Origin of the sequence: Corynebacterium camporealensis, from assembly GCF_000980815.1 — a bacterium.
Classification (GTDB): domain Bacteria; phylum Actinomycetota; class Actinomycetes; order Mycobacteriales; family Mycobacteriaceae; genus Corynebacterium; species Corynebacterium camporealense.
This window is the reverse complement of record NZ_CP011311.1, coordinates 2,212,249-2,236,562: the sequence shown is the minus strand read 5'-3', so window position 1 is coordinate 2,236,562 and position 24,314 is coordinate 2,212,249. Positions and strand designations below refer to the sequence as shown.

Below are 24,314 nucleotides of genomic sequence, written 5' to 3'. Positions count from 1 at the left end.
GGCGGTTGCCAACACAGACTTTGAGGTTACCGCACCACCTGCCGGAACTAGATGGTCTACGCGCTATCGCGGCCTTAGGCGTGGTTGTCACGCATGTCTCTTTCCAAACCGGCACCGGGTGGGGAATTGCGGAGCGCTTCGATTACTTCGTCGCGGTCTTCTTCGCCCTGTCTGCATTCTTGTTGTGGCGCCGCCGCGGCCTGCATTCGCCGGCGCGCTATTTCTTCTCCCGTTTTACCCGCCTGGTTCCGGCATATCTCACCTGCGTTATCGCCGTCCTGCTCTTCTTCCCCGCGACGTTTACGGTGAAACAAGTCCTGGTCAACCTCACCTCGACCCAGATTTATGTCGCGGAAGGCCTCGCACCGGGACTGACCCACCTGTGGTCCCTGTGCGTCGAGTTCGCCTTCTACCTGGTGCTTCCTTTGCTGACGATGACCATCGGCACCCTTGCCGCACGCACCCGCATCATCGTTCTCATTGCTGCCGCCGTCGTGAGCCTGGGCTGGGGATTCCTGCCCTTCGTTGCAGATTTCGAAGACGGCGACATCAATTCGCAGATCTGGCCGCCGGCCTACACGCTGTGGTTTGTCGTCGGCATGCTCGCCGCAGAATTCGAACCGCATACCGCTCGTGTTCAGGGCCTGCGCTGGATTCGTCCGCTGTCCTGGCTACCGGCGATTGGTTGCCTCTGGTTGGCTAGCCGCGAGTTCTTCGGGCCTTTAGGCCTGGAACATCCGGAACCTGGCGAGTTTGCCCGGCGCGTCCTCGTTGGCGGCATCTTCGCTGCCTGCGTTGTGGTGCCCGTAGCACTGCTGCCGCGTGAGAACTCCCTGCTCACCACACCGCTCTTCCAGGCACTCGGCCGCTGGTCCTACTCCATCTTCCTGTGGCACGTGGCCTTACTCAGCGTGGCCTTTCCACTTACCGGCATCTCGCTGTTTAGCGGCAGCACCTGGGATTTCTGCGTCATCCTTCTGGCCACGGTGGCGCTGACCATTCCAGTCTCGGCGGCCAGCTACATCCTGGTAGAAAAGCCCGCCCGCACCTGGCTCAACCAGTGGCTTGCTGCTTATCGACGCCCCGGCGCCCACAGACAAGCCAACGCCGCAGCCACCAACAACTCCAGCAAGAGCGAATCCCCGGCATAGTTCGCATCCGGCCACGGCGCACGCGCCAACATCGCACCGGCAGCCAGCATCAGACCGGCACTCAGCCACGGCGCCGGCAACGTCGTCCAGCGCAGCACCGCCCACGCAGCCACACCGACCAGCGCGGCAGGCCAGCTCACCAGCGCCAACGCGCCCAGGCCACACACTGCCACCGGCCACGCCGCACCTTGTTCACGCCATGCCGGACGCGCAGGACGACGCAGCAACAACAGCACGCCCAAACTAATCAATCCCACGGCACCACCGCCGACGAGTCCGGCCAGGTAAGTGCGTTGCGCAGCATGTTCCATGCGGAACTCACCAGCGACACCAGCGGGAATCACAAAGGCTTGCGTTGCGGCATCAATTTCGCGCGGTTCCTGCTCCTCATCACCGACAAAGCCGCGTAGGCCCTCATTGAAAGCCCGCCCGGTAATCAGCAATCGTTCCTCATCCGCAGCAGCCACCGAACCATCACTGACCTGGTAATCCTGCGGCGGCTGCCAGGTGACATCGCGCAGGCTCACCCACGCACCCGTCGTGCGCAGCAGGTGTTGACCCGCAGTCAGGTCGATGGTGTCGCCGGGCTGGTGGCGGGTGCCATCGATAAGCACGGGCTTCGTACCGGAAATCTCCACGGTCATCGCGCGCGGCACCGTGAACTCGCGGATGAGTACGCGCGTATCCTGCAGCATCTGTTGGAAGAAGAACTGCCGCACATTTTCCGAGGTATCCGGCACGGTCACGACGCGCTCGACCGGCTGGCCCTGCACGGCAAGTTCCGCGATGCCGGCGCGCTCATCGAGCTCCACGCGGATGGCATCAGTATCCCCGCCAGGCACGGCGACTTCCTTGGAGCGATAAGCGCGCAAGTCCACCTCGACAGCGGCCTCGCCGGAGCGAATCGTCACGGTCGTATCCTTCGTCGCCATGATGTCCAGCCGCGGGTTCGGGAACTCGCCGCGCAGCTCAATCCACCCGGAATCCCCAGGTGCAGGCCACCACGCGGTGGTGTTCTCCCCGTCCACGGCCGCGCTCACCCCGCGCGCAGGCTTCGCCCCGCCCAGGGCGTCGGCATCCGCATTACTTGACGATGCCGCAACCGTACCCCCACGTTCCTCCACCGTTACCGGGGCACCAGCGGAAGGGTAGTCGCGCAGGCGGTTATTTACGGTGCTGGGATCGCGCTCGGCGAGCGGCGCGGAGATGGGCCCGTTGAGGGTGCCGTAATTTCTGTCGGTGAGCGTCGGCGTATCGGTGACGATCTCCGCGTCCTGGTCGACGAGTTCGCGCGCGGCTGGACCGTCAAAGGCATCGAGGAAGGCCAGGGATTCGCCGCCGCCCGCAACGGACACTGCATCAGTGTCCGAAATTGAGACGTTTGCGTCGCGGTTGAGCATGACCACGTCGACCTCACCAAAGGTGTGGACTTCGCCGTCGAAGTCCTGGGCGGTAACTTGAGAATCATCGTGTTCTAAGTCGTGGCGCAACAACACCGCACCGATGCCGAGGCGTTCCAGCGCACGCGTGGCCTGCTTAGGCGATTCCTCCATGGTGGCCATCAAACCGTCCAGGCCGCGGATGGCTTCTGGTGGTATGAGCGGGATGGCGTCGCGGACGGCCCAGGGGACATCGAGAAGCGGCTGCGCTGGCTCATCGCGCGTCCAGCCCCATTCTTGGCGGGCAAAAGACGCCTCCGGGTAGATGAGCGTGCGCGTATTCGCCGCGTTCTCATTGAGGAAGTCCGCTGCCTCGTGCCAATAATCTGGCACTTCTTCGTAAGCACCTAGCGGCAGAAGGCGCTGCGACCAGGCAGGCGCAATCGCAATCGCGGTCACCAATACGACCAGCATGCCTTGCGCGGCGCGCCGGGTCGGGCGCAGCGAGGTGGGCAGTTCTAATTTCGCGCAGGCCGCAGCCACACCGAGCAGCAGCGGAATGCGCACTAGCGGATCGAACTTGTGCAGGTTACGCAGCGCAGCCAGCGGACCATCGAGCGCATCAAAATACCACTGTGCCTGGATGCCCAGGATCGTGATGCCGACAACCAGCATCAGCGCCCATACCCGCGGCAGGCGGTACAGGCCATACAGACCCATCGCGGCCAACGCGGTCGTCACCAGGATGAAGACCGGCTCAGTGGCCACGGCAAAACCGGCAACGCGCTCAGTATCGACAAAAGGCGACCAGCTGGTGGCACCGCGCAGGATTTCCGGCAGGTTGAGCCAGCGCGTCGTGACGTGCGCGGACTCGATGAACTCGGTAAAAGGCGGGGCATAACGCCCCAGCACCAGCAGCGGAATGATCCACCACGCCGAGACCAGCGCGCACGCACCCAGCCAGGCCGCGCCCGGGCGCCACGCCTTGCGATAGACCAGCACCACCAACGCCGGCACACACGCCGCCAGCGTCGCCGTCGCGTTGACCGCGCCCATCAGCGCCACCGGAATCGCAGCGACGGCACCATCGCGCCAGGTCAATCGCTCATTAAGCAGCGGAAGCAGCACCCAGGGTGCCAACATGACCGGCCAGGTCTCTGAAGAAATGGCTGTCAAAGTACTGAGCACGCGCGGCGAGAGCGCATACAACAACGCCGCCACCCACGCGCCCCAGCCGCGCAGGCCCACCTTGGAGGCTAAAAGATGAAAACCCACAAAGCCCACTGCCAACACAATGAACCACCACAGCCGCTGGGCAACCCAGTCGGGGAGGAAGTCAGTAAGCAGGAAGAAAGGCCCTTGCGGGAAAAGATAACCGTAGGCCTGGTTTTGGATCTGGCCTAGGGTGAAGTTATCGGTATACACCGACAAAGCGCCGCGCAGGAATCCGGCCGGGTTCGCGGCGAGGTCGTGCTTGGTATCGGCAGCCGTAAGCCCCCAGGGCTGCAGCAGCACGATAAGCGCCAGGAAGGCCAGCCCGGCCAGGCGCTGGGTGCGTGCGTTAATTGCGCGAGCCGTATTCCGGGCCGCCCATGACGGCATCGGCAGCCGAGACCGCATTGCCTTCTGGCACGGTGTTAGCGCTGCTGAACTGGGCCACACCGACGATAGTGATGACGCCGAGCGCGATGCCCACCACAGCGCTACCGACGGCAGGGCCGAGCGTGCGCTTGTTTAAAGAATCGGATTCCAGAGCCATGCGCCAGATTCTAGCAGGTTAGTCGAAGTATTCCGGGTCTTGATCGTCGTCGTCTTCATCATTTTCTGGCGGAACGATAAAAACCGGCAATCCGGCATTGCGCACGATGTAGTCCGCGGTGGAGTTCGTCCACCAGCTCCTAAATCCCGACAGGGCGCGCGTGCCGGTGACGATGACGTCGACATCCAGCTCCTGCGCGGCATCGACAATAGCCGAGGCAATCGTCGTCGAGGACTCCACCAGGTGCGCACGCCCGCGCAGGCCCAGCGACTCCGCCACGGCCACACCCTGCTGACAAATCTCCATGGCCTCCTCATACGCAGGATCGTCTTCCATGCGGTCGGGAGAAATCGTCGATTGGTGCATGCCGGTTCGCGACACCGCACGGGCTGCCTGCCTGGCCACTGGTTCCCACGCGGTCAGGATTTCTACCTGCAGCGGGCGCAGCAACCTGGCGGCACATTCCATGGCACGGGCTGCGCGTTCGGTGCCGTCGTATGCAATCAACATGGTCTCGCCATTACTCATGGCGCCTATCCTAATCGTGGGTTGTTGCCTCCGGGCGGGTTTGGGGCACACTGGAGGCATGACTTTTGCCCGGGGATTGGTAGCAGCGGCAGCAGCGGTGTGCTTAACGATGACCACCGCCTGCAGCCCACCCAACGAAAACCCCTCCACGCACACCAATCTCACCACCCCAGAAAGCGTGACCAACACCCCGACGAGCTCCACTTCGCCGCCAGAGCCTGCCCCGCCGAGCGACGAGGAAGTCCGCGCTGCAGCCGCCGCCCACCTCATGCCGCCCGCGGTCAACTTCGATGACGCACTCCATAAACTCCACACTGGTGTCCGTGGCATTTTTATTCCTAGTTGGGCCGACCCTGCGCTTTTGACCGAGCCCGGCCGCGACATTCACGCCCTGCGCGCCCAGGTGGGCCGCGATTTCGAGGTGGCCATCGACTTCGAGGGAGGCCGCGTCCAGCGCTTCGCCGACATTTTCGGCTCTTTCCCCACGCCCCAGGCCATGGCCGCGGCGGGAGACCCGGCGCAGGTAGAAGACATCGGCAGGCAGGTTGGCCAGACCCTGGCCGCCCGCGGGGTCACGGTGAACTTCGCACCCGTCCTCGACGTCGACGGCGGCAACCTGGACGTCGTTGGCGACCGCGCCTTCTCCCTCGACCCGCACCAAGCCGGCGAGATGGGGGCCGCTTTCGCCCGCGGCCTGCAGCAAGGTGGCGTGCGCCCGGTGTTCAAGCATTTCCCCGGCCACGGCCGCGCCTCTGGTGATACCCACCACGTCACCGCCGTCACCCCACCGTTGCCGGAGCTTTTCCACCACGAATTCATCCCCTTCGACATCGCCGTGCCCGCCGTTCCTGAGGCAGGGCTGATGATGGGCCATATGTCTGTGCCAGAGCTTGGCGATGCCCGCCCCTCCTCACTCAACCCCGCTGCCTACCAGTTGGCCCGTGATCACCTGGGCTTTTCCGGAACCATCTACACCGACGACATCGGCGGCATGCGTGCTATTACCGACCAAATGCCGCTTGCCGATGCCGTCGTCAGCTCCCTGCATGCCGGCGCCGACGTTGCCCTGTGGTCCACCGGCGAGGACATCAATCACGTCATCGATCGCGTCGCCGAAGCCATCCGTGCTGGGGAGATATCAGCGGAGTTTTAGGCAAACCTGAGGGTGTGGCGTTAGTCTTTAGCGTGTGAAACACGCATCAGGAAAGCGCAAAGGCTGGATCATCACCGCCGGAGTAGTGGTGGGTCTGTTGCTGATTGCCGGAATTATGTACGCCTGGGACGTTGCCGCCAACCAGGGCAAAGTCCCGCGCGCCACCTCTGTGGGCGGAGTGGATATCTCCAACATGGAGCGTACGGCTGCCGTCGATAAGCTCGAAGCAGAGCTTGGCGATGTCCACAGCCAACCCGTCACCGTCACCGCCGAAGAACTCCACTCTGAGTTCATCCCGGCTGAGGCGGGCCTGTCGCTGAACTATCAGGCGGCCGTTGATGGCATTCCTGATGCGTCCCTGAATCCGTTTAGCCGCTTGTATAGCTTCTTTAAGCCGACCTCTGAGGTGCCGGTCGTCGTCGATACTGATGAAGCTGCCTTTAACCCCACCGTTGACCGCGTGAAGGAAGACCTGTCTTCTGAGCCGAAGGACGGCATGGTCGAACTCAACGAGGGTCGCCTGGATATCACCGATCCGGTACTCGGCCAGACCGTGGAGGAGCCCGCCCTGCGCGAGGCCATTACGGATGAGTGGCTCGATCCCGAAGGCGTATCTGTCGAGGCCGTCGAGGTTGAACCGGCTATTAACAAAGACGCTATTGAAGAGATGCGCACCGGCGATGCTGCCAAGGCTCTGGATAATCCACTGACCCTGCACGCCAAGAACGACGTCACGGCCGTGCTGGATAAGCCGGAGATTTCCCAGTTCACCTCCATTGCTGCCCGCGATGGCAAGTTGCACCTCGAAGTCGATGAAAAGCGCGCCCAGGAACTGTTTGCCGAGCGCATGGAAGGCGCCGAAGTACCTGGCGAGAACGCCAAGGTTTCTTTCTCCGGCGGCTCCAAGCAGGTCACCCCGTCTACTGATGGCGAGGTCATCGACTGGGAACCAACCATGGAAGATTTTGCGGACCGCGTGACCGGTGACGACCGCGAGTGGGACGCCGACTACCGTCCGGACCCGGCCGACTTCACCACCGAAGACGCCGAGAACTCCACCTTCGACGACGTCGTGGGCTCCTTTACCACCGGCGGCTACTCCGCTGCCTCGGGCCGCAACATCGAAATCGTCGCTGGCCAGGTCAACGGCGCTGTGGTTAACCCGGGCGAGACCTTCTCGCTCAACGGCTACACCGGCCCGCGCGGTACCGCACAGGGCTATGTCGAATCCGACATCATCATCGACGGCCGCTCCGGCACCGCTGTCGGCGGCGGCATCTCCCAGTTCGCCACCACGTTGTACAACGCCGCCTACTTCGCCGGCATGGAAGATACCGCGCACACCCCGCACTCCTACTACATCTCCCGTTACCCGGCCGGCCGCGAAGCCACCGTCTACGAAGGTGCTATTGACCTGCAGTTCACCAACACCACCGATCATCCAGTGCGCATCGAGACCGACTTCGGCGGCGGCGACATCACCGTCCGCCTGATGGGCGTGCGCACCCTGGATGTCGAATCCGTCAACAACGGCCGCTGGGCACAAACCCAACCGCAGCCACAGCAGGTTTCCGGTTCGGACTGCTCGCCCTCCTCCGGTGCACCAGGCTTTACGACGTCCGACACCCGCATCATCCGCGATCTTTCCGGCAAGGAAATCAGCCGCGAAACGACTACCACAGTCTATGACCCGCAGCCGATTGTTACCTGCGGATAGCGATTTCCTTTTTAACTTGCGAACTGGGCTTTTGCCGAGTTATCCACAGGCTAAAAATTTTCTCTATCAATGGGGTTGACACCCATTTACGCTAGGTGTCATGACCTCGTTACAAGGATTAATCACCGCGCTAGGCCCGGGCATGCAGGTAGCTACCGATGCCCAGGGCCACACCGCGCATGACCTTGTACGCATGGGCATGCCCGACAAAACGGCACGCTCTATCCACCAAATCGCCCAACACTTCTACGGGCCTACCAAGTTCAGCGGCTACCAACGCGACTGCATCAAGCACGCCTTCGAGCGCAACCACTCCGTGCCCACCCTCGAAGTCATTGTCCGCTACTCCCTGCGCGCGCCCTCTCTCAAGCAGGTCTGGCAGCTATGCAAGCAACTCTGCCGCATGCCTGCCGACACCTTAGCGATGGAAAAACTCGCCAAAGCCAAACTCAAAGAAATGCGCGACACTCCCACTCGCCAACGCGGCATCACCGTCTACCGACGTAAAAACGACCTGTGGACGATGGCGATTACCGGCACCCAGGCTGAAATCGCTGACATCGAAGGCGCCCTGGATAAAAAGCGCCCGGTAGATTCTTTCAACGAGATCTTCTTCGGCCACGTTGGCGCTGAGCCCACCACCGCGATTACCAACGTCGTTATCAACTTGGATGAGTTGGCAGAAATCATCGAAGGCAACGGCGATGAGATTAAACTGCGCATGACCAACGGTGCCGTCATCACCGGCGCAGAATTCGTTCGCCGGAAGTTTGCCGAGTATGGCTTTGTCACCATCATCCACCCGGTCAAAGGCCCGGTAAACCTCTACCGGACCGAACGCTTCGCCAACGACAAGCAGCGCATTATGGCTGGTGCTGAGAATCCGACCTGTCCGGGGTATAAGTGCAACGCACCTGCCGATCAGTGCCAAATCCACCACATGCAGCCCTGGAAGTACGGCGGTGAAACCAACGCGGAGAACTTAACGGTGGCGTGTAAGTTCCACAACGGCTGGAACGATGACGACGCCAACGCCCCGCCGAAGCACGGCCGTTTCGAAAGACGAAACGGCAAAGTCGTCTGGCTCCCACCCTGGACCAAACGAGCCGGCGACCCCTAGAAGCCAGAAGTCACAAACCACATCCCTGGCTTCCCAAAGCCCAAAAAGCCCGTGAGCAGGCATGCCCACGGGCCAGGAGGCGTTTTCCTTCTACCTAGAGGCCTGGCGTTCCATGAGTTGTTTCCAGGCAGGCTGCTGCGCAATCTCATCTAAGGTGCCCTCGGCGCGAACTTCGCCGTTGTCGAGGAGATAGATGTAGTCTGCGTCGTCGAGTGAAGCCGGCGAATGAGTCGATTCCACAATCGTCACCTCTGGCAGCGCCTCGCGGAGGTTGGCGCGTACTTGGGCGGCCGTCGCGTCGTCGAGGTGTGCGGTGTACTCATCCAGCAAGAGCACGCTAGAGCGGCGCAGCACAGCACGCGCCAAGGCGAGTCGCTGTCGCTGCCCGCCGGATAGCTGCTTGCCGCCTTCACCAATATCGGTCTCCAACCCATCGCGGTCGCGGATGGCCTCATCCAGCGCGGCTACGCGCAGAGCTTCCCAGAGTTCTTCATCGCTGGCCTCAGGATTGGCCAGGCGGAGGTTTTCTGCGACGGTGCCGCGGAACAACACCGCGCTTTGTTCCACCAGCAGCACCCGCGAGCGCAGGTCATCCAATCCGACTTCCGGCAGAGCAATGGCTTTGTCTCCGCCGGTGAGCTTTACCGTGCCAGCATCCGGGTCCGCGTGGCGGGCGATCATGCTCAACACGGTCGACTTACCGGAACCGGAAGCACCGACTAGGCAGATGTGGGAGCTGGCGGGGATGGTGAGGTGGACATCGGAAAGTGCGCGGGGGCGAACCTCACCGACGGTGGGATAGGAGTAGGTCACGTCCTGAAGTTCCACGCCGAGCGGGCCTTCGGGCAGCGCACGGGGCGTGACCAGCTCCGGCACAACGGGCGCGGCGGTGGCGATGTCGTGGACGCGCTCGGCGGCGGCAAAGGAGGCAGCCAGCGAACCGCTGAATTCGCGCACGCCGGCGGTGATATCAAACAGCCCCCAGGTCACGGCTGCAAAGACGATGACGGCGGTGGCATCGACATCGGAGGAAAGGCCAACTAAGGCGATGACCAGGATGGTGCTGATGCTGGTGGCGGTGGCGGCGGCATCGCGAAGCGCGGCCCAACGACCGCGGGGTGCCTGCGCCGAATCGAGCGTGGCATCCAGGGCGGAGGTCTCCTCGAGGCGTTCCTGGGTGCGGCCGTAGCCGGTAACTTCCTGCATGCCCTGCAGCGAGTCGGTGACATGCTGTGCGATGTCCGCACGGGCCTTATTCACCAAACGCGCCCCACGGATGCCGGCACGGGCGCCGATGAGCGGCACGACGACCACGCTCATCAGCAGGCCGAGAGCCGCAACCAGCGCAATGGGCCAGCCGACGAAAGGAATCGCGCACAGCACCGTCAACAGAGGAATCGTGACTGCGGTCAGTGCCGGGGCGAGCGTGTGGGCGAAGAACACCTCGATGCGGTCGATGTCCTTCGTTGCGCGGGTGAGCAGGTCACCGGAGGTGCGGCGCTGGTCTGTGGCCAGGGGAATCAGGTCGTGGTAGAGGCGTACGCGCAGCAGCTCCAGCGCCTTAAACGCCACGAGGTGGCCCAAGAAATGCTCGACATAATTGAATACGGCCTTGCCCAGCGCCAGAGCGACGAGCAACAAGATGGGCTGCCACAGCGGAGTATCAAACGTCCCGCGTGCGATGGCGGCAATCACCCACGCGCCAATTCCCAGCAGGGCAAGATGGGCAAAGAAATACAGATGCCGGAAAAGCACGGAGGCACCCAGCGGTGCCAACACAGGCCGGGTGGAAGAAATCAGCCAGCGAGTAATCATGCGTCCTTCTCCAATCGGCCGCCATCCAGGCGGTAGACATCACCTTGTGCGACGGCGGCACGGTGGGTGGCCAACACCAGGGTGGATTCCTTCGCCATACGCGCGATGACTTTTTCAATCACGGCTTGGGATTCCAGGTCGACCTGCGAGGTCGGCTCGTCGAGCAGATACAGGTCACGCCCCGAGAGCAACGCACGAGCCAACGAGATGCGCTGGGCCTGACCACCGGAGACACCGGCGCCGCGCTCACCGAGATGGGTATCCAACCCGGCAGGCAACGAACGCGCCCAGGAATCCAACGCCACGGCAGATAGCGCTGACCACATCTCGTCCTCAGAAGCAGAAGGGTTCGCCAGGCGCAGGTTCTCCGCAAGCGTGGCATTAAACAGCCAGGTGTGCTGATTGACCACGGCACTCCGGGAGCGCACCTCGTCCTGGGTACCAGAACCCAGCGCAACACCATCGACGGACACGGAGCCAGAGGTCGGCAGCAAGTTACCCGCCAATACGGACAGCAGCGTCGTCTTGCCGCTACCGGAGGTACTTTGCAGGGTGAGGGCATGGCCATCGTTAAGCGAGAAAGAAATATCCGACAGCACTGGTTTCTCCCCGTAGCTGAAGGAGAGGGCGCGGGTGTGGATGCGGGCATCGTCAGGCTGTGCGGGTTGGGTGGTGGGAGTGCGACGGGCGAGGAAACGCGCCATCGCCGCCATGCCACCGCGGCCGGCCATACCGATGTAGAAAAAGCCGCCCACCTGGTGAATCGGGCGAATCAGCTGCCCGGTCACCAGCACCAACGCCAGCGCCCCGGCGACATCAATCGCACCGGCATCCAGCTGCCACCACGCCAGCGACAGCGCCGCACACACCAGAAACAGACTGAACACGGCCTCAGTCACAAACAACAGCAGCTGATTGCGGGCCAGCACCCGCATGAGGGTTTGGCGGTTGTCCTCACCCACGCGAGCCAAACGCTTACCGATGCCCCCATCAGCCCCCAGCCCCACCAACGTCGGCAGGCCCTGAATCGCCTCGAGAAACTGACCCGCTAGGCGCGCACGCATCGCACGCGAGGCAGAGGAATCGCGACGGAACAGCTTGTTAAACAGCCACAACGTCAGTGGCACAAAAGGAATGCACACGACGAGCACGAGCGCGCTGAGCCAGTCGACGAACACCGCGACGAGCAGCAGCGTGATAAAAGGAGTGAGCACCGCACCGACGAGCTGACCGATATAGCCCTGGCGGTAATTCGTCACCCGTTCCGGCGAATCCGTCAGCAGCGACACGATGCGACCCGTCTCCGTCGAGGTAAACCGCGCCGGACCGAGTTTGAACGCATGCGCCAACAACGCACGACGAATGCGGGCTTCTTCCCGGGTGCGCGCCTTATCGCGGGAGACTCCTAATGCCACATCGCAAAGGCAGGCGACTACGAGGCCAACGATGGTGATAGGCAGCCAGGGGGAGAGGGGAGCATCGGAAAGCAAAGCGCCAAGGAGGTGTGCCACACCTAACAGCGCCATGCCCATCGCCAGCGCATGGACCACGGAAATAGCCACCTGGCGATAAATCGCGGGATTGCCGGGATTGAAAAAGTCGGTCTTCGGAGCCGGTGGGCCGGCACGGTGGGGGTGATGGCTCATCGATAAGTCCTCGATATGCGAGTGCACCCAGCCAAAGGGCGTGGGTGCAGTGGAGCCGATGACGGGAATCGAACCCGCGCCGTAAGCTTGGGAAGCTCAAGTTCTACCATTAAACTACATCGGCCTGATTGTCCCTACTGTACACCCGGGATAAAAGCGTGCGTAAAATAGGTCCCGTGCTTTTATCGGACAAAGATCTTCGTTCTGCCCTCGACTCTGACAAGCTCGCGATCGAGCCTTTTGATGAGGCGTTGATTCAGCCTTCCTCGATTGATGTGCGGCTGGATAAGTATTTCCGCGTGTTTAATAACTCGCGTTATACCCACATTGATCCGAAAGAGGAGATGCCGGATCTCACCAGCTTGGTAGAGGTCGAAGAGGGTGATGCTTTCGTGCTGCACCCCGGCGAGTTCGTACTCGGTGCGACGTTGGAGAAGTTCACCTTGCCGCACGACCTGGCCGGCCGTCTGGAGGGTAAGTCCTCCCTGGGCCGCCTGGGTCTGCTGACCCACTCCACCGCGGGTTTTATCGACCCGGGCTTTTCCGGCCACATCACTTTGGAGCTGTCCAATACCGCGAACCTGCCGATTAGCCTGTGGCCCGGCATGAAGGTCGGCCAGCTGGCTATTTTCCAGATGTCTTCCCCAGCAGAAAGTCCGTACGGCACCGGCACGCTGGGCTCGAAGTACCAGGGCCAGCGCGGCCCGACGCCGTCGAAGTCTTACCTGAACTTCCGCTAAGCTTCATCCGGTGTTCAACTCCGGGCCGTAGTATGCGTTGTCATGAAGATGACGGTTATTGGCACTGGTTATCTCGGTGCTACGCATGCGGCGTGTATGGCAGAACTCGGCCACGAGGTCCTGGGCGTGGACGTGGATGAGCACAAGATTGGCTTGCTTCAGCAGGGTGAGGTTCCGTTCTTTGAGCCGGGCTTGCCGGAGGTCCTGGAGCGCAATATCTCAGCAGGTCGCCTGGGGTTTAGCACGGATTATGCGGCGGCTGCTGATTTTGCGCATGTGCATTTCCTCGCCGTGGGCACTCCGCAGCGCCATGGATCCTATGCTGCGGATTTGTCCTATGTGCGCGGCGTGATTGAGTCGCTGGTGCCGCAGCTGACTGGCGAGCACATCATCTTTGGCAAGTCCACAGTTCCGGTGGGCACGGCTGCGGAGCTGCAATTGCTTGCCGATGACCTCTCCCACCCCGGCACCACCATCCACATCGCGTGGAACCCGGAATTTTTGCGCGAGGGGTACGCAGTGCACGACACGATTACCCCAGACCGCATCGTAATTGGTGCAACGAACGAGAAACCGGTGGAGGTCGCGCGCGAGGTCTACGCGCAGGCGCTTGAGCAGGACACCCCTTTCTTGGTCACTGACCTGCAGACTGCAGAGCTGGTGAAGGTCTCGGCGAACGCATTCTTGGCGACGAAGATTTCCTTCATCAATGCCGTCTCCGAGATTTGTGAGATTGCAGGTGGCGACGTCGTGGCGCTGGCGGATGCGATTGGTTTGGATGAGCGCATCGGCCGCAAGTTCTTAGGCGCTGGTCTGGGCTTTGGCGGTGGTTGCCTGCCGAAGGACATTCGCGCATTCATGGCCCGCGCGGGTGAGCTGGGTGCGGACCAGGCGCTGACCTTCCTGCGTGAGGTCGATGCCATCAATATGCGCCGGCGTGATCGCGTGGTGGAAATGGCGAAGGAGAGCTTTGACGGATCGCTTTTGGGACACCGCGTGACGGTGTTGGGCTGTGCGTTTAAGCCGAATTCGGACGATGTGCGCGATTCGCCGGCGCTGTCGGTGGCAGGTTCGCTGTCGCTGGCCGGTGCCGCAGTGACCGTCTATGACCCAGAGGGCATGGACAATGCGCGCAAGGTCTTCCCGACGCTCAACTACGCCGACTCCCTGTCCGAAGCGCTGGAAGACACCGAGCTGGTCATCCTGGCCACCGAGTGGCAGGAGTTTAGGCAGATGGATCCGCAGTGGGCGCGCGAGCTGGTTGCTCGTGCCACACTGATTGATGGCCGCAACGTCCTGAACGTTTCCGACTGGCAGGCAGCCGGGTGGGACATGCGTGCCCTGGGGCGTTCGGTGTAACCGCCGAACGCCGGTAATCGCGGAGCCGGTAACTGCGAAAGCAGTTACTGTTTGTAGGAAGCCAAGAAGTTGCCGAGGCGCTCGATGGCGTTTTCGAGCTGGGATGCCCACGGTAGCGTGACGATACGGAAGTGATCCGTATCCGGCCAGTTAAAGCCGGTGCCTTGCACCATGAGGATCTTTTCTGCGCGCAGGATATCCAGCATGAGCTGGGAGTCGTCGTGGATTTCGTAGACGTTCGGATCCAGTTTCGGGAAGGCGTACAGTGCGCCCATCGGCTTGGTGACAGAAACGCCCGGGATTTCGTTGAGCTTTTCGTAGGCGATGTTGCGCTGCTTGAGCAGGCGACCGCCGGTGCCGGTGAGCTCGAAGATGGACTGTCTCCCACCGAGGGCGACCTGTACGGCGTGCTGAGCAGGCACGTTGGGGCACAGACGCATGCTGGCGAGTATTTCGATGCCCTCCAAAAAGCCCTCGGCGTAGTTCTTCGGGCCGGTGATGACCATCCAGCCTGCGCGGTAGCCGGCCACGCGGTAGGACTTGGATAGGCCGTTGAAGGTCAGGGTGAGGATATCGGGGGCTAAGGATGCGATGGAGGTGTGCTGGGCGCCATCGTAAAGAATGCGGTCGTAGATCTCATCGGCGAGGATGATGAGGTTGTTCTCGCGGGCGACATCCACAATCTGCTGGAGCACCTCCCGGGAGTAAACCGCACCGGTCGGGTTGTTCGGGTTGATGACCACAATCGCCTTGGTGCGCCCGGTGACCTTGGAACGAATGTCCTCGATAGACGGGTTCCAGTCGTCTTCCTCATCGCAGAGGTAGTGCACGGCGGTACCGCCCGCCAGGGAGGTAGCCGCGGTCCACAGGGGATAGTCGGGGGCGGGGATGAGGACTTCGTCGCCATCGTTAAGCAATGCCTGGGTGACCATCGTGATGAGCTCGGAGACACCATTGCCCAGGTAGACATCATCGACGTCGAAGTGGGGGAAGTCCTCTAGCTCGTAGCGGGTGACAATTGCCCGGCGCGCCGGGATAATGCCCTTGGACGTCGAATAGCCCTGAGAGGTCGGCAGGGCCGCAATCATATCGCGCATGATGACATCCGGAGCATCGAAACCGAAGACAGCCGGGTTGCCGGTGTTGAGCTTCAAGATGGCGTGACCATCCAGCTCCATGCGCTCCGCCTCCGCAGAGACCGCGCCGCGGATGTCATAGGCGACGCCTTTGAGCTTGTCGGATTGGTCAAAAATGCGGTGTTGCGGATTAGTCATGGACACATTGTGCCATTAACTGACTTCACAAACGGTCTTATTTCTGATTCCATTTGTCGAATTTTTTCTTGGCCATGTCCAGTGCCTGGCCAGTAATCTCGCCAGCTTGCTGACGACGCTCCGCCCACATCTGCTGCTCAATCGCCTTTTGCTCGGCGCGCTGGGCCGCGGTGAGGGCGCGGATTTCGCGTTGTTGGGCGCGCTCAATCTGGCGCACAGACGGCGTATGCCAGGAATCGGGGCCAACCTTGGCGACATAGAGCATGATCCACAGAATAGGAATCAGCGTGAACAGGGCCAGGCCGCCCAGCACCATGCCGACGCCAGTGGCGGTGGCGAGTACCGCAGTGCCGCCGAAGCCTAAGCCTAGGGTGCCGACGAGTGCCGTCGTCAAGCGTGGCTTGCGACCTGCCTGCCTCGCACGCTCGATATCGCCCTGGGAGTAGAGCTTGACCTCGTTCGTCTGCTGGGTGGGGATGTCGCGGAAGACTGGCACCAGGTCGGCTTTGGTTTGCGCGCGCATGATGTCGTCGGAGCGTTCTTCGAACTCATCCATAGATAGCCTGCCCTCGCCGACGGCGCGGGCGAGGTCGTTGATGGCGTCGTTGCGTTCGGCATCGGAAAGCCGGATGGGCTGGGAAGAACCGTAGTTGCTCATGCGACCATCCTAGTGCTTAATCGCTGTCGTCGTTTGTGGCGTCGTCTTTCTGGCTGGGTTTCTCCGGACCGATGAGGCTGGCCAAGAGTGGGAAGATGGCCACGGTAAGCGCACCGCCGGCAATAAACAGCGACGCGGTTTCCTGGTCGAGCAAACCGGAGTTCACGGCCAGGGTAGTTACCGCAACGATGATCGGCAGGCCGGTGGCGGCATAGAGTGCGACCTGGATGCGCTCGCGGGTGCTTTCGATCTCGGAGCCGGTGTGGCCGACATTTTCGCGCAGGAAGACTGGAATACCGCGGGTACACAGAATAAGCAGTGGCAGGCCCAGGACCTTCAGTGGGTTGTCGCGGATGACCTCCCAGTCGATGGACATACCGGAGACCACGAAGAAGACCGGGATGAGCAGGGAGTAAAACAGCACGTCGAGACGGCGTTCGAGGTGCTTGTGGTACTCGCCCGGGATGATGCGGTTAAGAATAATGCCGGTAGCAAATGCGCCGAGCACAATATCGAGTTCGAACACCGCCGTGACGGCCATGAGGATAGCGAGCATCAACACGATAAGGCGCATGATGGTCTGGTTCGTCGAACCGGCACCGGAGATAAACGCCTTTTTAATCCATGGCGAGAGCCCGCCGATAGCACCCGGGGCAAGTGCTACGACGACGGCGATGACCAGGAAGGCCAGCAGAATCAGGGCGGTCGTCAGCGTGGAACGGGTACTTAGCAGCAACGCCATCGCCGCAACCGGGGCGAGCTCACCAATCGCGCCGTGAATCATCACCGAGTCACCGACCTTGGTGCCAATCAGGCCGTCCTGCTTAAGCATCGGCGTCAGCGTGCCCAGCGCAGTCGAGGTCACCGCGATTGCCATGACGATGGCCACGGCGGTGCTATCGACTAAGAAGTACGCACCAACTGCGGAGGCAATAAAGCAAATAATCCACGTGGATAGGCCGGTGGCGGCTTGTTTGGAACGCAGGGTGGTTAGGTTGATTTCAAAGCCTGCCAACAGGAACAGCGCACCCACGCCAAGTTCTTTGAGCATGCCGATGCCGGCGTCTTCCGTCGCTAAGCCCAGCACCGAAGGACCGATGATCATGCCGAAAATCAGCAGCAACGCCACTGCGGGCATGCGCTTGCCCAACATGAATGAAATCAGCGGCGCGAGAAGTGCTGCCGCCATAATCCAGGCGAAGGAAACCAGCGAATCCGTATATTCCGTGGCCCCCGCCGCGAGGACCATCGAGTTGTTTAGCTCCAAAAGCATATTAAGAGGCTACGCCTCATTAGCTCAGACAACTACTCGGAGCGCGGCGGTGCAGGTGGCGCCGGTGGAGCGGGCGGTTCATTGCCCGATTCTGGAGCCTTCGGCGCAGCGGGTGGCTGTGGTGCAGCCGGTGGTTTGGGTGCTGCGGGAGCCTTAGGCGTGGCCGGGGCTTGAGGTGGTTGAGGCGCGCTGGGTGGCTTGGGTGTCGCAGGCGGTTGCGGTGCCTGGTTGGCCTGTGGCGCAGCTGGAGCTGCGGGTGCGGCCGGAGCACTGGGTGCCTGTGGAGCCGCAGGGGCCTCGGGTGGTTTCGGTGCTGCAGGAGGCTTCGGCGTGGCAGGGGCTTCTGGTGCACTAGGCACAGACGAGGACCCTGGCGCTGCCGGTGGTTGCGGTGCGCTGGGTGGCTTGGGTGCCGCAGGCGGCTGGGGTGCCTCGTTGGCCTGTGGTGCAGCCGGAGCTGCAGGTGCGGCCGGGGCATTTGGCGCCGTGGGAACCTTTGGCGCAGCCGGTGCCGAGGGTGCCGCTGGCGGGGCTGGGGTTTGGGTTGCTTCCGGTTCCTTGGGTGCTGCCGGAGCAACAGGCGCGGCTGGAGCACTGGGTGCTTGTGACGCTGCGGGAGCTGCAGGTGGCTGAGGCGCACTGGGAGCCTGAGGGGCTGCCGGCGGTTGTGGCGTCTTTGCATCTTTCGGTGCGGAGGGTGCTGCCGGAGCCGAAGGAGCTGCTGGCGCTGCGGGTGCCGCCGGAGCGGAAGGTGCCGCTGGAGGCTTTGGCGTAGCCGGTGCTGCAGGGGCCTTGGGTGCGGCAGGCGTGGCAGGAGCGTTCGGCGTCGGCGGGGTTGGTGCCGAGGGAGCAGCGGGTGCAGCCGGTGCCGAAGGAGCAGCAGGAGCGGAAGGAGTGTCGGCTGCTGGGGTTGTGGGAGCGCTTGGGGTCGCGGTGGGGGTCGGCGCGCTGGAAGAAGGTGCGGTGTCGGTGCTCTTGGTTGCGTCCGTGGGGGTTGGCTTGGATGCAGATTGTGAAGTGGGCTTGGCGGTGGAGAGGGGTAGGGTGCGGCGGTTGGGTTCGCCGAGGAAGGCCTTGGGGCGCGGGGTGGGGAGGTTGCCGTTGTCGTCGGCAATCGAGTTGCGCAGGCGGACGGCGACGTCGGTGACCTCGGGGGAGTTGGGTTGGTCGGCGGTAAGTGTCTTGACGCCGCCGGAAATCATGACGTTGCAGAAGGGGCAGCCGGTGGCGATTTCGGAAGCGCCGGTATCGAGGGCTTGTTGGGTGCGGAACTCATTGATGCGAGTGCCCTGGCGTTCTTCCATGAACATGCGGGCACCACCTGCGCCACAGCAGAAGGCTTCGCTGCGGTTGTGGGACATTTCGGTGAGTTCGACGCCGGTGGCTTCGAGAAGTTCGCGCGGGGGATCGTAGACGCGATTGTGGCGGCCCAGGAAGCAGGGGTCGTGGTAGGTGATAGGCGCCCGCTTGTCCGGGGTGCGGGGGACAGGCTTGAGCAGGCCTTCGCGAACCAGGCGGTTGAGCAGTTGGGTGTGGTGGAAGACTTCGAAGTGGCCGTCGAAGTCGGGGTATTCGTTGCGCAGGGTGTTAAAGCAGTGTGGGCAGGTGGTGATGATTTTGCGGCGGTCGAGGCCGGAGAAGGCATCGTTAAGCGTGGCAACGTTGTGCTCAGCCATCATCTGGAAGAGGAACTCGTTGCCAGCGCGGCGGGCGGGATCGCCGGTGCAGGTCTCGCCGGTGGCCAGGACGCCGAACTTCACACCCGCGGTGTGCAGGAGATCGACGACAGCGCGGGTGGTGGTTTTGGCGTGGTCGTCGTAGGCGCCAGCACAGCCAACCCAGAAGAGGTATTCCATCTCGGTGAGGTCGTCTTCGCCAATGATCGGCACATCGATGCCGTCGGCGCGGGCTTCGTCGATCCAGTCGCGGCGCTCGGAATTGTTGCGGCCCCACGGGTTGCCCTTGGTTTCGATGTTTTTGAATAGGCCGGTGAGTTCGGAGGGGAAGTTGGACTCGGCAAGGACGCGGAAACGACGTAGGTCGGCGACGTGGTCGAGGTGTTCAATGTCGGTGGGGCACTGGTCGACACAGGCGCCGCAGTTGGTACATGCCCACAGCACGTCGTCGTCGATGGCATTCGCCATGGCCAGGACGTTGACACCGGCATGTGGGTTGTAGTTCTCCACGCCGGCATCGCGCAGATCCATCATGAGCTTTTTCGGGCTCAGTGGCTTTTCGGTATTCCAGGCAGGGCAGAGGTCCTGGCAGCGGCCGCATTCGGTACACGCGGTGGTGTCGAGCAGCATTTTCCAGGAGTTGGGGGCGGTGGGTTCGTCGTCAAGCTCGGGCGTGGGGAGTTTGCCCAGGGCTTTCTCGCCGTCGGGGTTGCGCTGGAAAAAGATGTTGAAAAAGGAGGTGAAGCGGTGCCACATCACACCCCAGGTGAAAAAGCGGGCGATGCTGGCGATAAAGACCAGGCCGACGACCAGCTTGAACAGCGCGATGGCGGAGACGAGCTCGGGGGAGGCAGGTAGCAGCTGAGCGATGCTGCGGCTGAGAAAATCGGCCCAGGTGGCGTTGTCGTAGGTGGCGATTTTGGCGGATTTCACCGCGAGCATGCCGATGCCTTCGAGGAGAACGATGGTCTCGACGAGGTAGGCGGGGAAGACTTGGGAGTTGTAGAAACGCGAGCCGCGTTCGGTATGGCCGAAGCGCAGGCGCACGCCGATGAGGAAGAGCGCGCCCACGATGGTGGCCAGGGCGAGGACTTCTTCGACGAAGTGGTAGACGGACCAGTCTTTGAGCAGTGGCCAGCCGGAATGCGGGGCGAAGGTGTGGATGTAGGACTCAAACCAGACAATCGCGCCGAAGAGGAAGCCGACCATGACGGCCCAGTGGGCGGCGTTGACAAAGGGGCGCGCTTTGAAGTGGGTGTGGCCGAAGATTTCGATGAAGACTCGGCCCAGGCGCGCGCCGGGGCGGTTGGTGCGCGGCAGCACGGTGGGGCCGCCGGAGCGGACGTACTTAAATAGCTGGAATGCGCGGTAGAGGAAATAACCCCACACCGGCAGTGAAATCAGGATTGCCAGCCACCCAAATACGGTCGTCATCGTGCTCCTTTAACTGCGTCCCTTGTGTCTGTGCGCCGAACTGACTTCTACCTTAGGGGGTGAAGCCACCGAAATTAGAAACAGTGCACTTAGAAGCAGACGGGGGCCAGGCTGGCGCGGGTGGTGATGCGGTCCCAGTCGATGGGGGCATCGGAAAGCGTGGCATCGCACAGGCCTTCCCAGTAGGTAAAGGCCACGCCGCGGCGCTGCAGCTCGGCGGGGAGATCGTCGGCGGCCGCGTGAGCGTTGATCTCCGGGATGGTGAGATCCTCGCCGACGCGGACGTTGCCGAGCAGGCGCAAGCGGGCCACGGAACCATCCGGGCAACCGCCGCCGAGATGACGTAGTAGACCATGCGGTGCAGTCTGGGAGGTTACGATGTCCACACACATGCCAGCACGCACCAGCTGCTCAGCAGCACGAAGGCTGGCTGGGTCGGCGCCGATGATGGCAACTCTGCGGACGTTATGAGACATCACGAACTTCCTTTCTAGACTGTCTTGTCTAAAAATATAGACCGCTTGGCTCAGTTTTGGCTAATTTTATTCCCCATGAATGCAATGCTTATACAGGTCGACGGGGTGAAAGCGGCCGGTAGGTTACTGCGAAAACTAGGTGGGTTGCTTAGAGTTGAGGCGTTCAACGAAGGAGATTTATGACTTCACACATCGACTTAGTAAGCGGCGGTGAGTACCGTGACCCCGCGCAAAGTCCCGAGGGGACGCGGGATACGGCTGAGCTGCCGGCGGGCATCGCAAAGCGTAACCGCGAGTTAGTAGAGCAATGGGCGGAGAAGCTGCACGATGCCAGCGCGGAGGAGATCTGTGCGTGGGCAGCAGAATATGCGCCGGGTCGGCTGGCGGTGACGATGTCCATGGAAAATACGGTGCTGGCGGAGCTAGCGCAAGGTGCCGGATTGGACGCTGACCTGCTGTTTATTGATACCGGTTGGCACTTCCCGGAGACGTTGGAGACTGCCGACAAGGTGGAGGAGCGTTACCCGGATTTGTCGTTGGTGCGGGTGAAGCCGCTGTTGAGCCCGGAGGAACAGGACCGGATTTATGGCCCGCGGCTGTATGCCCGCGATGTGGCAGCTTATAACCGCATGCGCAAAGTGGAGCCGCTGAACATGGCGATGGACGACTACTGCGGCTGGGTGACTGGTCTGCGGCGTGCGGATTCCGAGCACCGTGCCGATGCCCCGGCGCTGAGCCTGGATCGGACCGGCCGGTTGAAGATTTCGCCGATTATTACTTGGGATCTCGAGGATACGGATAGGTATATCGCAGACCACGACCTGATTATCCATCCGCTGACACTGCAGGGCTATCGCTCCATTGGGTGCGCGCCGCTGACCTTCCCGGTCGGGGAGGGCGAGGATGCTCGTTCCGGGCGCGTATTTGCAGACGGCAAGACAGAATGCGGGTTACACGAATAATGACTCTTTCTCCTCATTTAAAAGACTTAGAAAACGAATCACTCCACATCTTGCGTGAGGTGGCCGGCCAGTTCGACAAGGTGGGCCTGCTGTTCTCCGGTGGTAAGGATTCCGTGGTGGTCTTCGAGCTGGCGCGGCGTGCGTTTGCGCCGGCGCCGGTTCCTTTTGAACTACTGCACGTAGATACTGGGCACAACTTCCCGGAGGTGATCCAGTTCCGCGATGAGCTAGTCGAATCTACGGGCGTGCGCTTGCACGTCGCGGCGGTGCAGGACTGGATTGACCGCGGTGATTTGCAGGAGCGTCCCGATGGCACGCGTAACCCGCTGCAGTCGGTGCCGCTGGTAGAAACCATTTCCGAGCGAGGCTACGACGCCGTGCTGGGTGGTGCGCGTCGTGATGAAGAGCGCGCCCGCGCCAAGGAACGTATCTTCTCTATTCGCGATTCCTTCGGTGGCTGGGACCCGCGTCGCCAGCGCCCGGAGCTGTGGGACCTGTACAACGGCGGCAAGATGGCTGGTGAGAACGTGCGCGTGTTCCCGATTTCCAACTGGACCGAATCCGATATTTGGGAATACATCGGTGCGCGTGAGTTGAATCTGCCGCCGATTTACTACTCGCACCAGCGCGAGCTGTTCAAGCGCAACGGCATGTGGCTTGCTCCCGGTGAGTGGGGTGGCCCCACCGAGGACGAGCAGCTCGAAACCAAGACCGTCCGTTACCGCACCGTCGGCGATATGTCGTGCACCGGTGCCGTGGAGTCGACGGCCTCAACCCCGGAGGAAATCCTTGCTGAGATTTCCGTGTCCACCCTGTCCGAACGCGGTGCGACCCGCGCCGATGACAAGCTGTCAGAATCCGCCATGGAGGATCGCAAGAAGGAGGGCTACTTCTGATGAGTACCCAACCGGCCCTTGGGGGCATCGAAAAGCTCAAGCAGCGCGAGACGCTGCGCCTGTGTACTGCGGGCTCCGTGGATGACGGCAAGTCAACCTTTGTGGGCCGCCTGCTCTATGACACCAAGTCGGTGCTGGCGGACCAGGTCGAGTCGATGGAGCGTTCTTCCGCCGACCGCGGTTTCGACGGCATGGACCTGTCGTTGCTGGTTGATGGCCTGCGTGCCGAGCGCGAGCAGGGCATCACGATCGATGTGGCCTACCGCTACTTCGCCACGGACAAGCGCACCTTCATCCTTGCGGATACGCCCGGCCACGTGCAGTACACCCGCAACACCGTCACTGGCATGTCTACCTCCCAGGCAGTGGTGCTGCTTATCGATGCCCGCCACGGCGTCGTCGAGCAAACCCGCCGCCACCTCAACGTCGCCGCACTCCTCGGCGTGCGCCATGTGATTCTATCGGTGAACAAGATCGACCTGGTCGACTACGACGAGCAGACCTTCCGCGCCATTGAGAGCGAATTCAAGCAGGCTGCCGAGCGCCTGAGCATCGATGATTGCGTGGCCGTGCCGATTTCTGCACTGCGCGGCGACAACGTTGTGGAGCGCTCCAGCATCATGGACTGGTACACCGGCCCGACCGTGCTGGAGCTGTTGGAAACCATTCCAGTGCATACCGGTCGTGCGGATGACCTGGATTTCCGCTTCCCGGTTCAGTACGTCATCCGCGAACACGCCAGCGACTTCCGCGGCTACGCCGGTCAGGTCAAGGCCGGCTCGATTGCCGTGGGGGAGCAGGTCACGCTGCCGCATGGTCGGACCTCGACGGTCACGCATATCGACGGCACCGATGGCGAGTACGCCGACGGCCAGCGCGCCGGGGTGGGCGAGTCCGTGGTACTGCGCCTGGCCGATGACATCGACCTAGCCCGCGGCGACCTCATTGCTGGCGAGCAGCGCCCGGAGGAAGTCCGCGAGTTCGACGCCACCCTGGTGGGCCTGACCGAAAAGCCCCTGCGCGCTGGGCAGATGCTCAAGCTGCGCTACGGCACCTCATTGGTCAAGGCGCGCGTGTCCGAGGTTGTGCGCACCCTCGACCTGGATGGCGTGGCCGATGTGGATGCTCCGGATGAAGTCGCCCTCAACGACATCGCGCATGTGCGCCTGCAAACCCAGGCTGAACTCCCCGTCGAGGATTATGCCGCGCGCGGTGCCGTGGGCAATTTCTTGCTCGTCGACCAAGGCTCCGGCGATACCCTGGCCGCCGGTCTAGTGGGCCATCGCCTGCGCTAGTCT

Annotated in this window: 19 protein-coding genes and 1 tRNA gene; 9 read left to right on the top strand and 11 right to left on the bottom strand. The window is 62.2% G+C overall.

Annotation, left to right across the window (positions count from 1 at the left end):
• Positions 1 to 5: 5 nt before the first annotated feature.
• Positions 6 to 1,151: an acyltransferase family protein gene (locus tag UL81_RS10425; protein WP_052097767.1), complete on the top strand. Its 1,146-nt coding sequence runs from the start codon at positions 6 to 8 to the stop codon at positions 1,149 to 1,151.
• Here UL81_RS10425 and UL81_RS10420 read toward each other — a convergent pair.
• The 3 genes from UL81_RS10420 to UL81_RS10410 are packed head-to-tail and all read right to left on the bottom strand — an operon-like array spanning position 1,073 to position 4,817.
• Positions 1,073 to 4,132, bottom strand: a complete 3,060-nt coding sequence (locus UL81_RS10420; RefSeq protein ID WP_046453573.1) for an alpha-(1->3)-arabinofuranosyltransferase domain-containing protein — start codon at positions 4,130 to 4,132, stop codon at positions 1,073 to 1,075. The two genes, UL81_RS10425 and UL81_RS10420, sit on opposite strands and share 79 nt — an antisense overlap.
• Positions 4,092 to 4,289 (bottom strand): DUF2613 domain-containing protein, encoded by a 198-nt coding sequence (locus UL81_RS10415; RefSeq protein ID WP_035106376.1) that lies wholly within the window; start codon positions 4,287 to 4,289, stop codon positions 4,092 to 4,094. Before UL81_RS10415 ends, UL81_RS10420 begins: the two co-directional genes overlap by 41 nt.
• Positions 4,290 to 4,307: 18 nt before the next feature.
• Positions 4,308 to 4,817, bottom strand: a complete 510-nt coding sequence (locus UL81_RS10410; protein WP_035106377.1) for a universal stress protein — start codon at positions 4,815 to 4,817, stop codon at positions 4,308 to 4,310.
• Between the two features lie 58 nt (positions 4,818 to 4,875).
• Between UL81_RS10410 and UL81_RS10405 the strand changes: the two genes are divergently transcribed.
• The 3 genes from UL81_RS10405 (at position 4,876) to UL81_RS10395 (ending at position 8,807) form a co-directional block, all read left to right on the top strand.
• Positions 4,876 to 5,970, top strand: a complete 1,095-nt coding sequence (locus tag UL81_RS10405; RefSeq protein WP_046453572.1) for a glycoside hydrolase family 3 N-terminal domain-containing protein — start codon at positions 4,876 to 4,878, stop codon at positions 5,968 to 5,970.
• Between the two features lie 34 nt (positions 5,971 to 6,004).
• Positions 6,005 to 7,687 (top strand): VanW family protein, encoded by a 1,683-nt coding sequence (locus tag UL81_RS10400; protein WP_179944097.1) that lies wholly within the window; start codon positions 6,005 to 6,007, stop codon positions 7,685 to 7,687.
• Between the two features lie 100 nt (positions 7,688 to 7,787).
• The gene (locus tag UL81_RS10395; protein ID WP_035106379.1) at positions 7,788 to 8,807 is read left to right on the top strand and encodes an HNH endonuclease signature motif containing protein; all 1,020 of its coding nucleotides are present in this window, start codon (positions 7,788 to 7,790) and stop codon (positions 8,805 to 8,807) included.
• Between the two features lie 90 nt (positions 8,808 to 8,897).
• Here UL81_RS10395 and cydC read toward each other — a convergent pair whose 3' ends face one another.
• The 3 genes from cydC to UL81_RS10380 form a co-directional block, all read right to left on the bottom strand.
• On the bottom strand, positions 8,898 to 10,622 hold the full coding sequence (gene cydC / locus UL81_RS10390; RefSeq protein ID WP_035106380.1) for a thiol reductant ABC exporter subunit CydC: 1,725 nt from the start codon (positions 10,620 to 10,622) through the stop codon (positions 8,898 to 8,900).
• Positions 10,619 to 12,268: an ABC transporter ATP-binding protein/permease gene (locus UL81_RS10385; RefSeq protein ID WP_052097769.1), complete on the bottom strand. Its 1,650-nt coding sequence runs from the start codon at positions 12,266 to 12,268 to the stop codon at positions 10,619 to 10,621. Before UL81_RS10385 ends, cydC begins: the two co-directional genes overlap by 4 nt.
• 50 nt (positions 12,269 to 12,318) lie before the next feature.
• A tRNA-Gly gene (locus UL81_RS10380) sits at positions 12,319 to 12,392 on the bottom strand.
• A gap of 52 nt (positions 12,393 to 12,444) precedes the next feature.
• Between UL81_RS10380 and dcd the strand changes: the two genes are divergently transcribed.
• Positions 12,445 to 13,008 carry a dCTP deaminase gene (gene dcd, locus UL81_RS10375; protein ID WP_035106382.1) on the top strand — a complete coding sequence of 188 codons (564 nt, stop codon included), beginning with the start codon at positions 12,445 to 12,447 and terminating at the stop codon, positions 13,006 to 13,008.
• 48 nt (positions 13,009 to 13,056) lie between these two features.
• Positions 13,057 to 14,367 (top strand): UDP-glucose dehydrogenase family protein, encoded by a 1,311-nt coding sequence (locus UL81_RS10370; RefSeq protein WP_179944133.1) that lies wholly within the window; start codon positions 13,057 to 13,059, stop codon positions 14,365 to 14,367.
• 44 nt (positions 14,368 to 14,411) lie between these two features.
• Here UL81_RS10370 and UL81_RS10365 read toward each other — a convergent pair whose 3' ends face one another.
• The 5 genes from UL81_RS10365 to UL81_RS10345 all read right to left on the bottom strand — a co-directional run bounded on the left by UL81_RS10365 (position 14,412) and on the right by UL81_RS10345 (position 21,158).
• Positions 14,412 to 15,641 (bottom strand): pyridoxal phosphate-dependent aminotransferase, encoded by a 1,230-nt coding sequence (locus UL81_RS10365; RefSeq protein WP_046453571.1) that lies wholly within the window; start codon positions 15,639 to 15,641, stop codon positions 14,412 to 14,414.
• 37 nt (positions 15,642 to 15,678) lie between these two features.
• Positions 15,679 to 16,299, bottom strand: a complete 621-nt coding sequence (locus UL81_RS10360; protein ID WP_236684469.1) for a DUF1707 SHOCT-like domain-containing protein — start codon at positions 16,297 to 16,299, stop codon at positions 15,679 to 15,681.
• Between the two features lie 16 nt (positions 16,300 to 16,315).
• Positions 16,316 to 17,572 carry a cation:proton antiporter gene (locus tag UL81_RS10355; protein ID WP_035106391.1) on the bottom strand — a complete coding sequence of 419 codons (1,257 nt, stop codon included), beginning with the start codon at positions 17,570 to 17,572 and terminating at the stop codon, positions 16,316 to 16,318.
• 32 nt (positions 17,573 to 17,604) lie between these two features.
• Positions 17,605 to 20,682: a heterodisulfide reductase-related iron-sulfur binding cluster gene (locus tag UL81_RS10350; RefSeq protein WP_046453570.1), complete on the bottom strand. Its 3,078-nt coding sequence runs from the start codon at positions 20,680 to 20,682 to the stop codon at positions 17,605 to 17,607.
• A gap of 89 nt (positions 20,683 to 20,771) precedes the next feature.
• Complete coding sequence (locus UL81_RS10345; protein WP_035106394.1) at positions 20,772 to 21,158, bottom strand: hypothetical protein; 387 nt, start codon at positions 21,156 to 21,158, stop codon at positions 20,772 to 20,774.
• A 179-nt stretch (positions 21,159 to 21,337) separates the two neighbouring features.
• Between UL81_RS10345 and UL81_RS10340 the strand changes: the two genes are divergently transcribed.
• From UL81_RS10340 to UL81_RS10330, 3 genes are read left to right on the top strand one after another with little or no spacing between them, the layout of a single operon-like run.
• Positions 21,338 to 22,120 carry a phosphoadenylyl-sulfate reductase gene (locus UL81_RS10340; RefSeq protein WP_046453569.1) on the top strand — a complete coding sequence of 261 codons (783 nt, stop codon included), beginning with the start codon at positions 21,338 to 21,340 and terminating at the stop codon, positions 22,118 to 22,120.
• The gene (gene cysD / locus UL81_RS10335) at positions 22,120 to 23,016 is read left to right on the top strand and encodes a sulfate adenylyltransferase subunit CysD (protein WP_046453568.1); all 897 of its coding nucleotides are present in this window, start codon (positions 22,120 to 22,122) and stop codon (positions 23,014 to 23,016) included. The genes UL81_RS10340 and cysD overlap by 1 nt, the downstream gene beginning before the upstream one ends.
• Complete coding sequence (locus tag UL81_RS10330) at positions 23,016 to 24,311, top strand: sulfate adenylyltransferase subunit 1 (protein ID WP_046453567.1); 1,296 nt, start codon at positions 23,016 to 23,018, stop codon at positions 24,309 to 24,311. Before cysD ends, UL81_RS10330 begins: the two co-directional genes overlap by 1 nt.
• Positions 24,312 to 24,314 lie beyond the last annotated feature (3 nt).

What these genes read in the sequence shown, in the direction of transcription:
- UL81_RS10420 (WP_046453573.1), bottom strand. Translation starts at nt 4,132, where the DNA reads ATGCCGTCATGGGCGGCCCGGAATACGGCTCGCGCAATTAACGCACGC.
- UL81_RS10360 (WP_236684469.1), bottom strand. Translation starts at nt 16,299, where the DNA reads ATGAGCAACTACGGTTCTTCCCAGCCCATCCGGCTTTCCGATGCCGAA.
- UL81_RS10385 (WP_052097769.1), bottom strand. Translation starts at nt 12,268, where the DNA reads ATGAGCCATCACCCCCACCGTGCCGGCCCACCGGCTCCGAAGACCGAC.
- UL81_RS10395 (WP_035106379.1), top strand. Translation starts at nt 7,788, where the DNA reads ATGACCTCGTTACAAGGATTAATCACCGCGCTAGGCCCGGGCATGCAG.
- UL81_RS10345 (WP_035106394.1), bottom strand. Translation starts at nt 21,158, where the DNA reads ATGTCTCATAACGTCCGCAGAGTTGCCATCATCGGCGCCGACCCAGCC.
- UL81_RS10355 (WP_035106391.1), bottom strand. Translation starts at nt 17,572, where the DNA reads ATGCTTTTGGAGCTAAACAACTCGATGGTCCTCGCGGCGGGGGCCACG.
- UL81_RS10405 (WP_046453572.1), top strand. Translation starts at nt 4,876, where the DNA reads ATGACTTTTGCCCGGGGATTGGTAGCAGCGGCAGCAGCGGTGTGCTTA.
- UL81_RS10370 (WP_179944133.1), top strand. Translation starts at nt 13,057, where the DNA reads ATGACGGTTATTGGCACTGGTTATCTCGGTGCTACGCATGCGGCGTGT.
- cysD (WP_046453568.1), top strand. Translation starts at nt 22,120, where the DNA reads ATGACTCTTTCTCCTCATTTAAAAGACTTAGAAAACGAATCACTCCAC.
- UL81_RS10330 (WP_046453567.1), top strand. Translation starts at nt 23,016, where the DNA reads ATGAGTACCCAACCGGCCCTTGGGGGCATCGAAAAGCTCAAGCAGCGC.
- UL81_RS10415 (WP_035106376.1), bottom strand. Translation starts at nt 4,289, where the DNA reads ATGGCTCTGGAATCCGATTCTTTAAACAAGCGCACGCTCGGCCCTGCC.
- UL81_RS10350 (WP_046453570.1), bottom strand. Translation starts at nt 20,682, where the DNA reads ATGACGACCGTATTTGGGTGGCTGGCAATCCTGATTTCACTGCCGGTG.
- UL81_RS10410 (WP_035106377.1), bottom strand. Translation starts at nt 4,817, where the DNA reads ATGAGTAATGGCGAGACCATGTTGATTGCATACGACGGCACCGAACGC.
- cydC (WP_035106380.1), bottom strand. Translation starts at nt 10,622, where the DNA reads ATGATTACTCGCTGGCTGATTTCTTCCACCCGGCCTGTGTTGGCACCG.
- UL81_RS10365 (WP_046453571.1), bottom strand. Translation starts at nt 15,641, where the DNA reads ATGACTAATCCGCAACACCGCATTTTTGACCAATCCGACAAGCTCAAA.
- UL81_RS10340 (WP_046453569.1), top strand. Translation starts at nt 21,338, where the DNA reads ATGACTTCACACATCGACTTAGTAAGCGGCGGTGAGTACCGTGACCCC.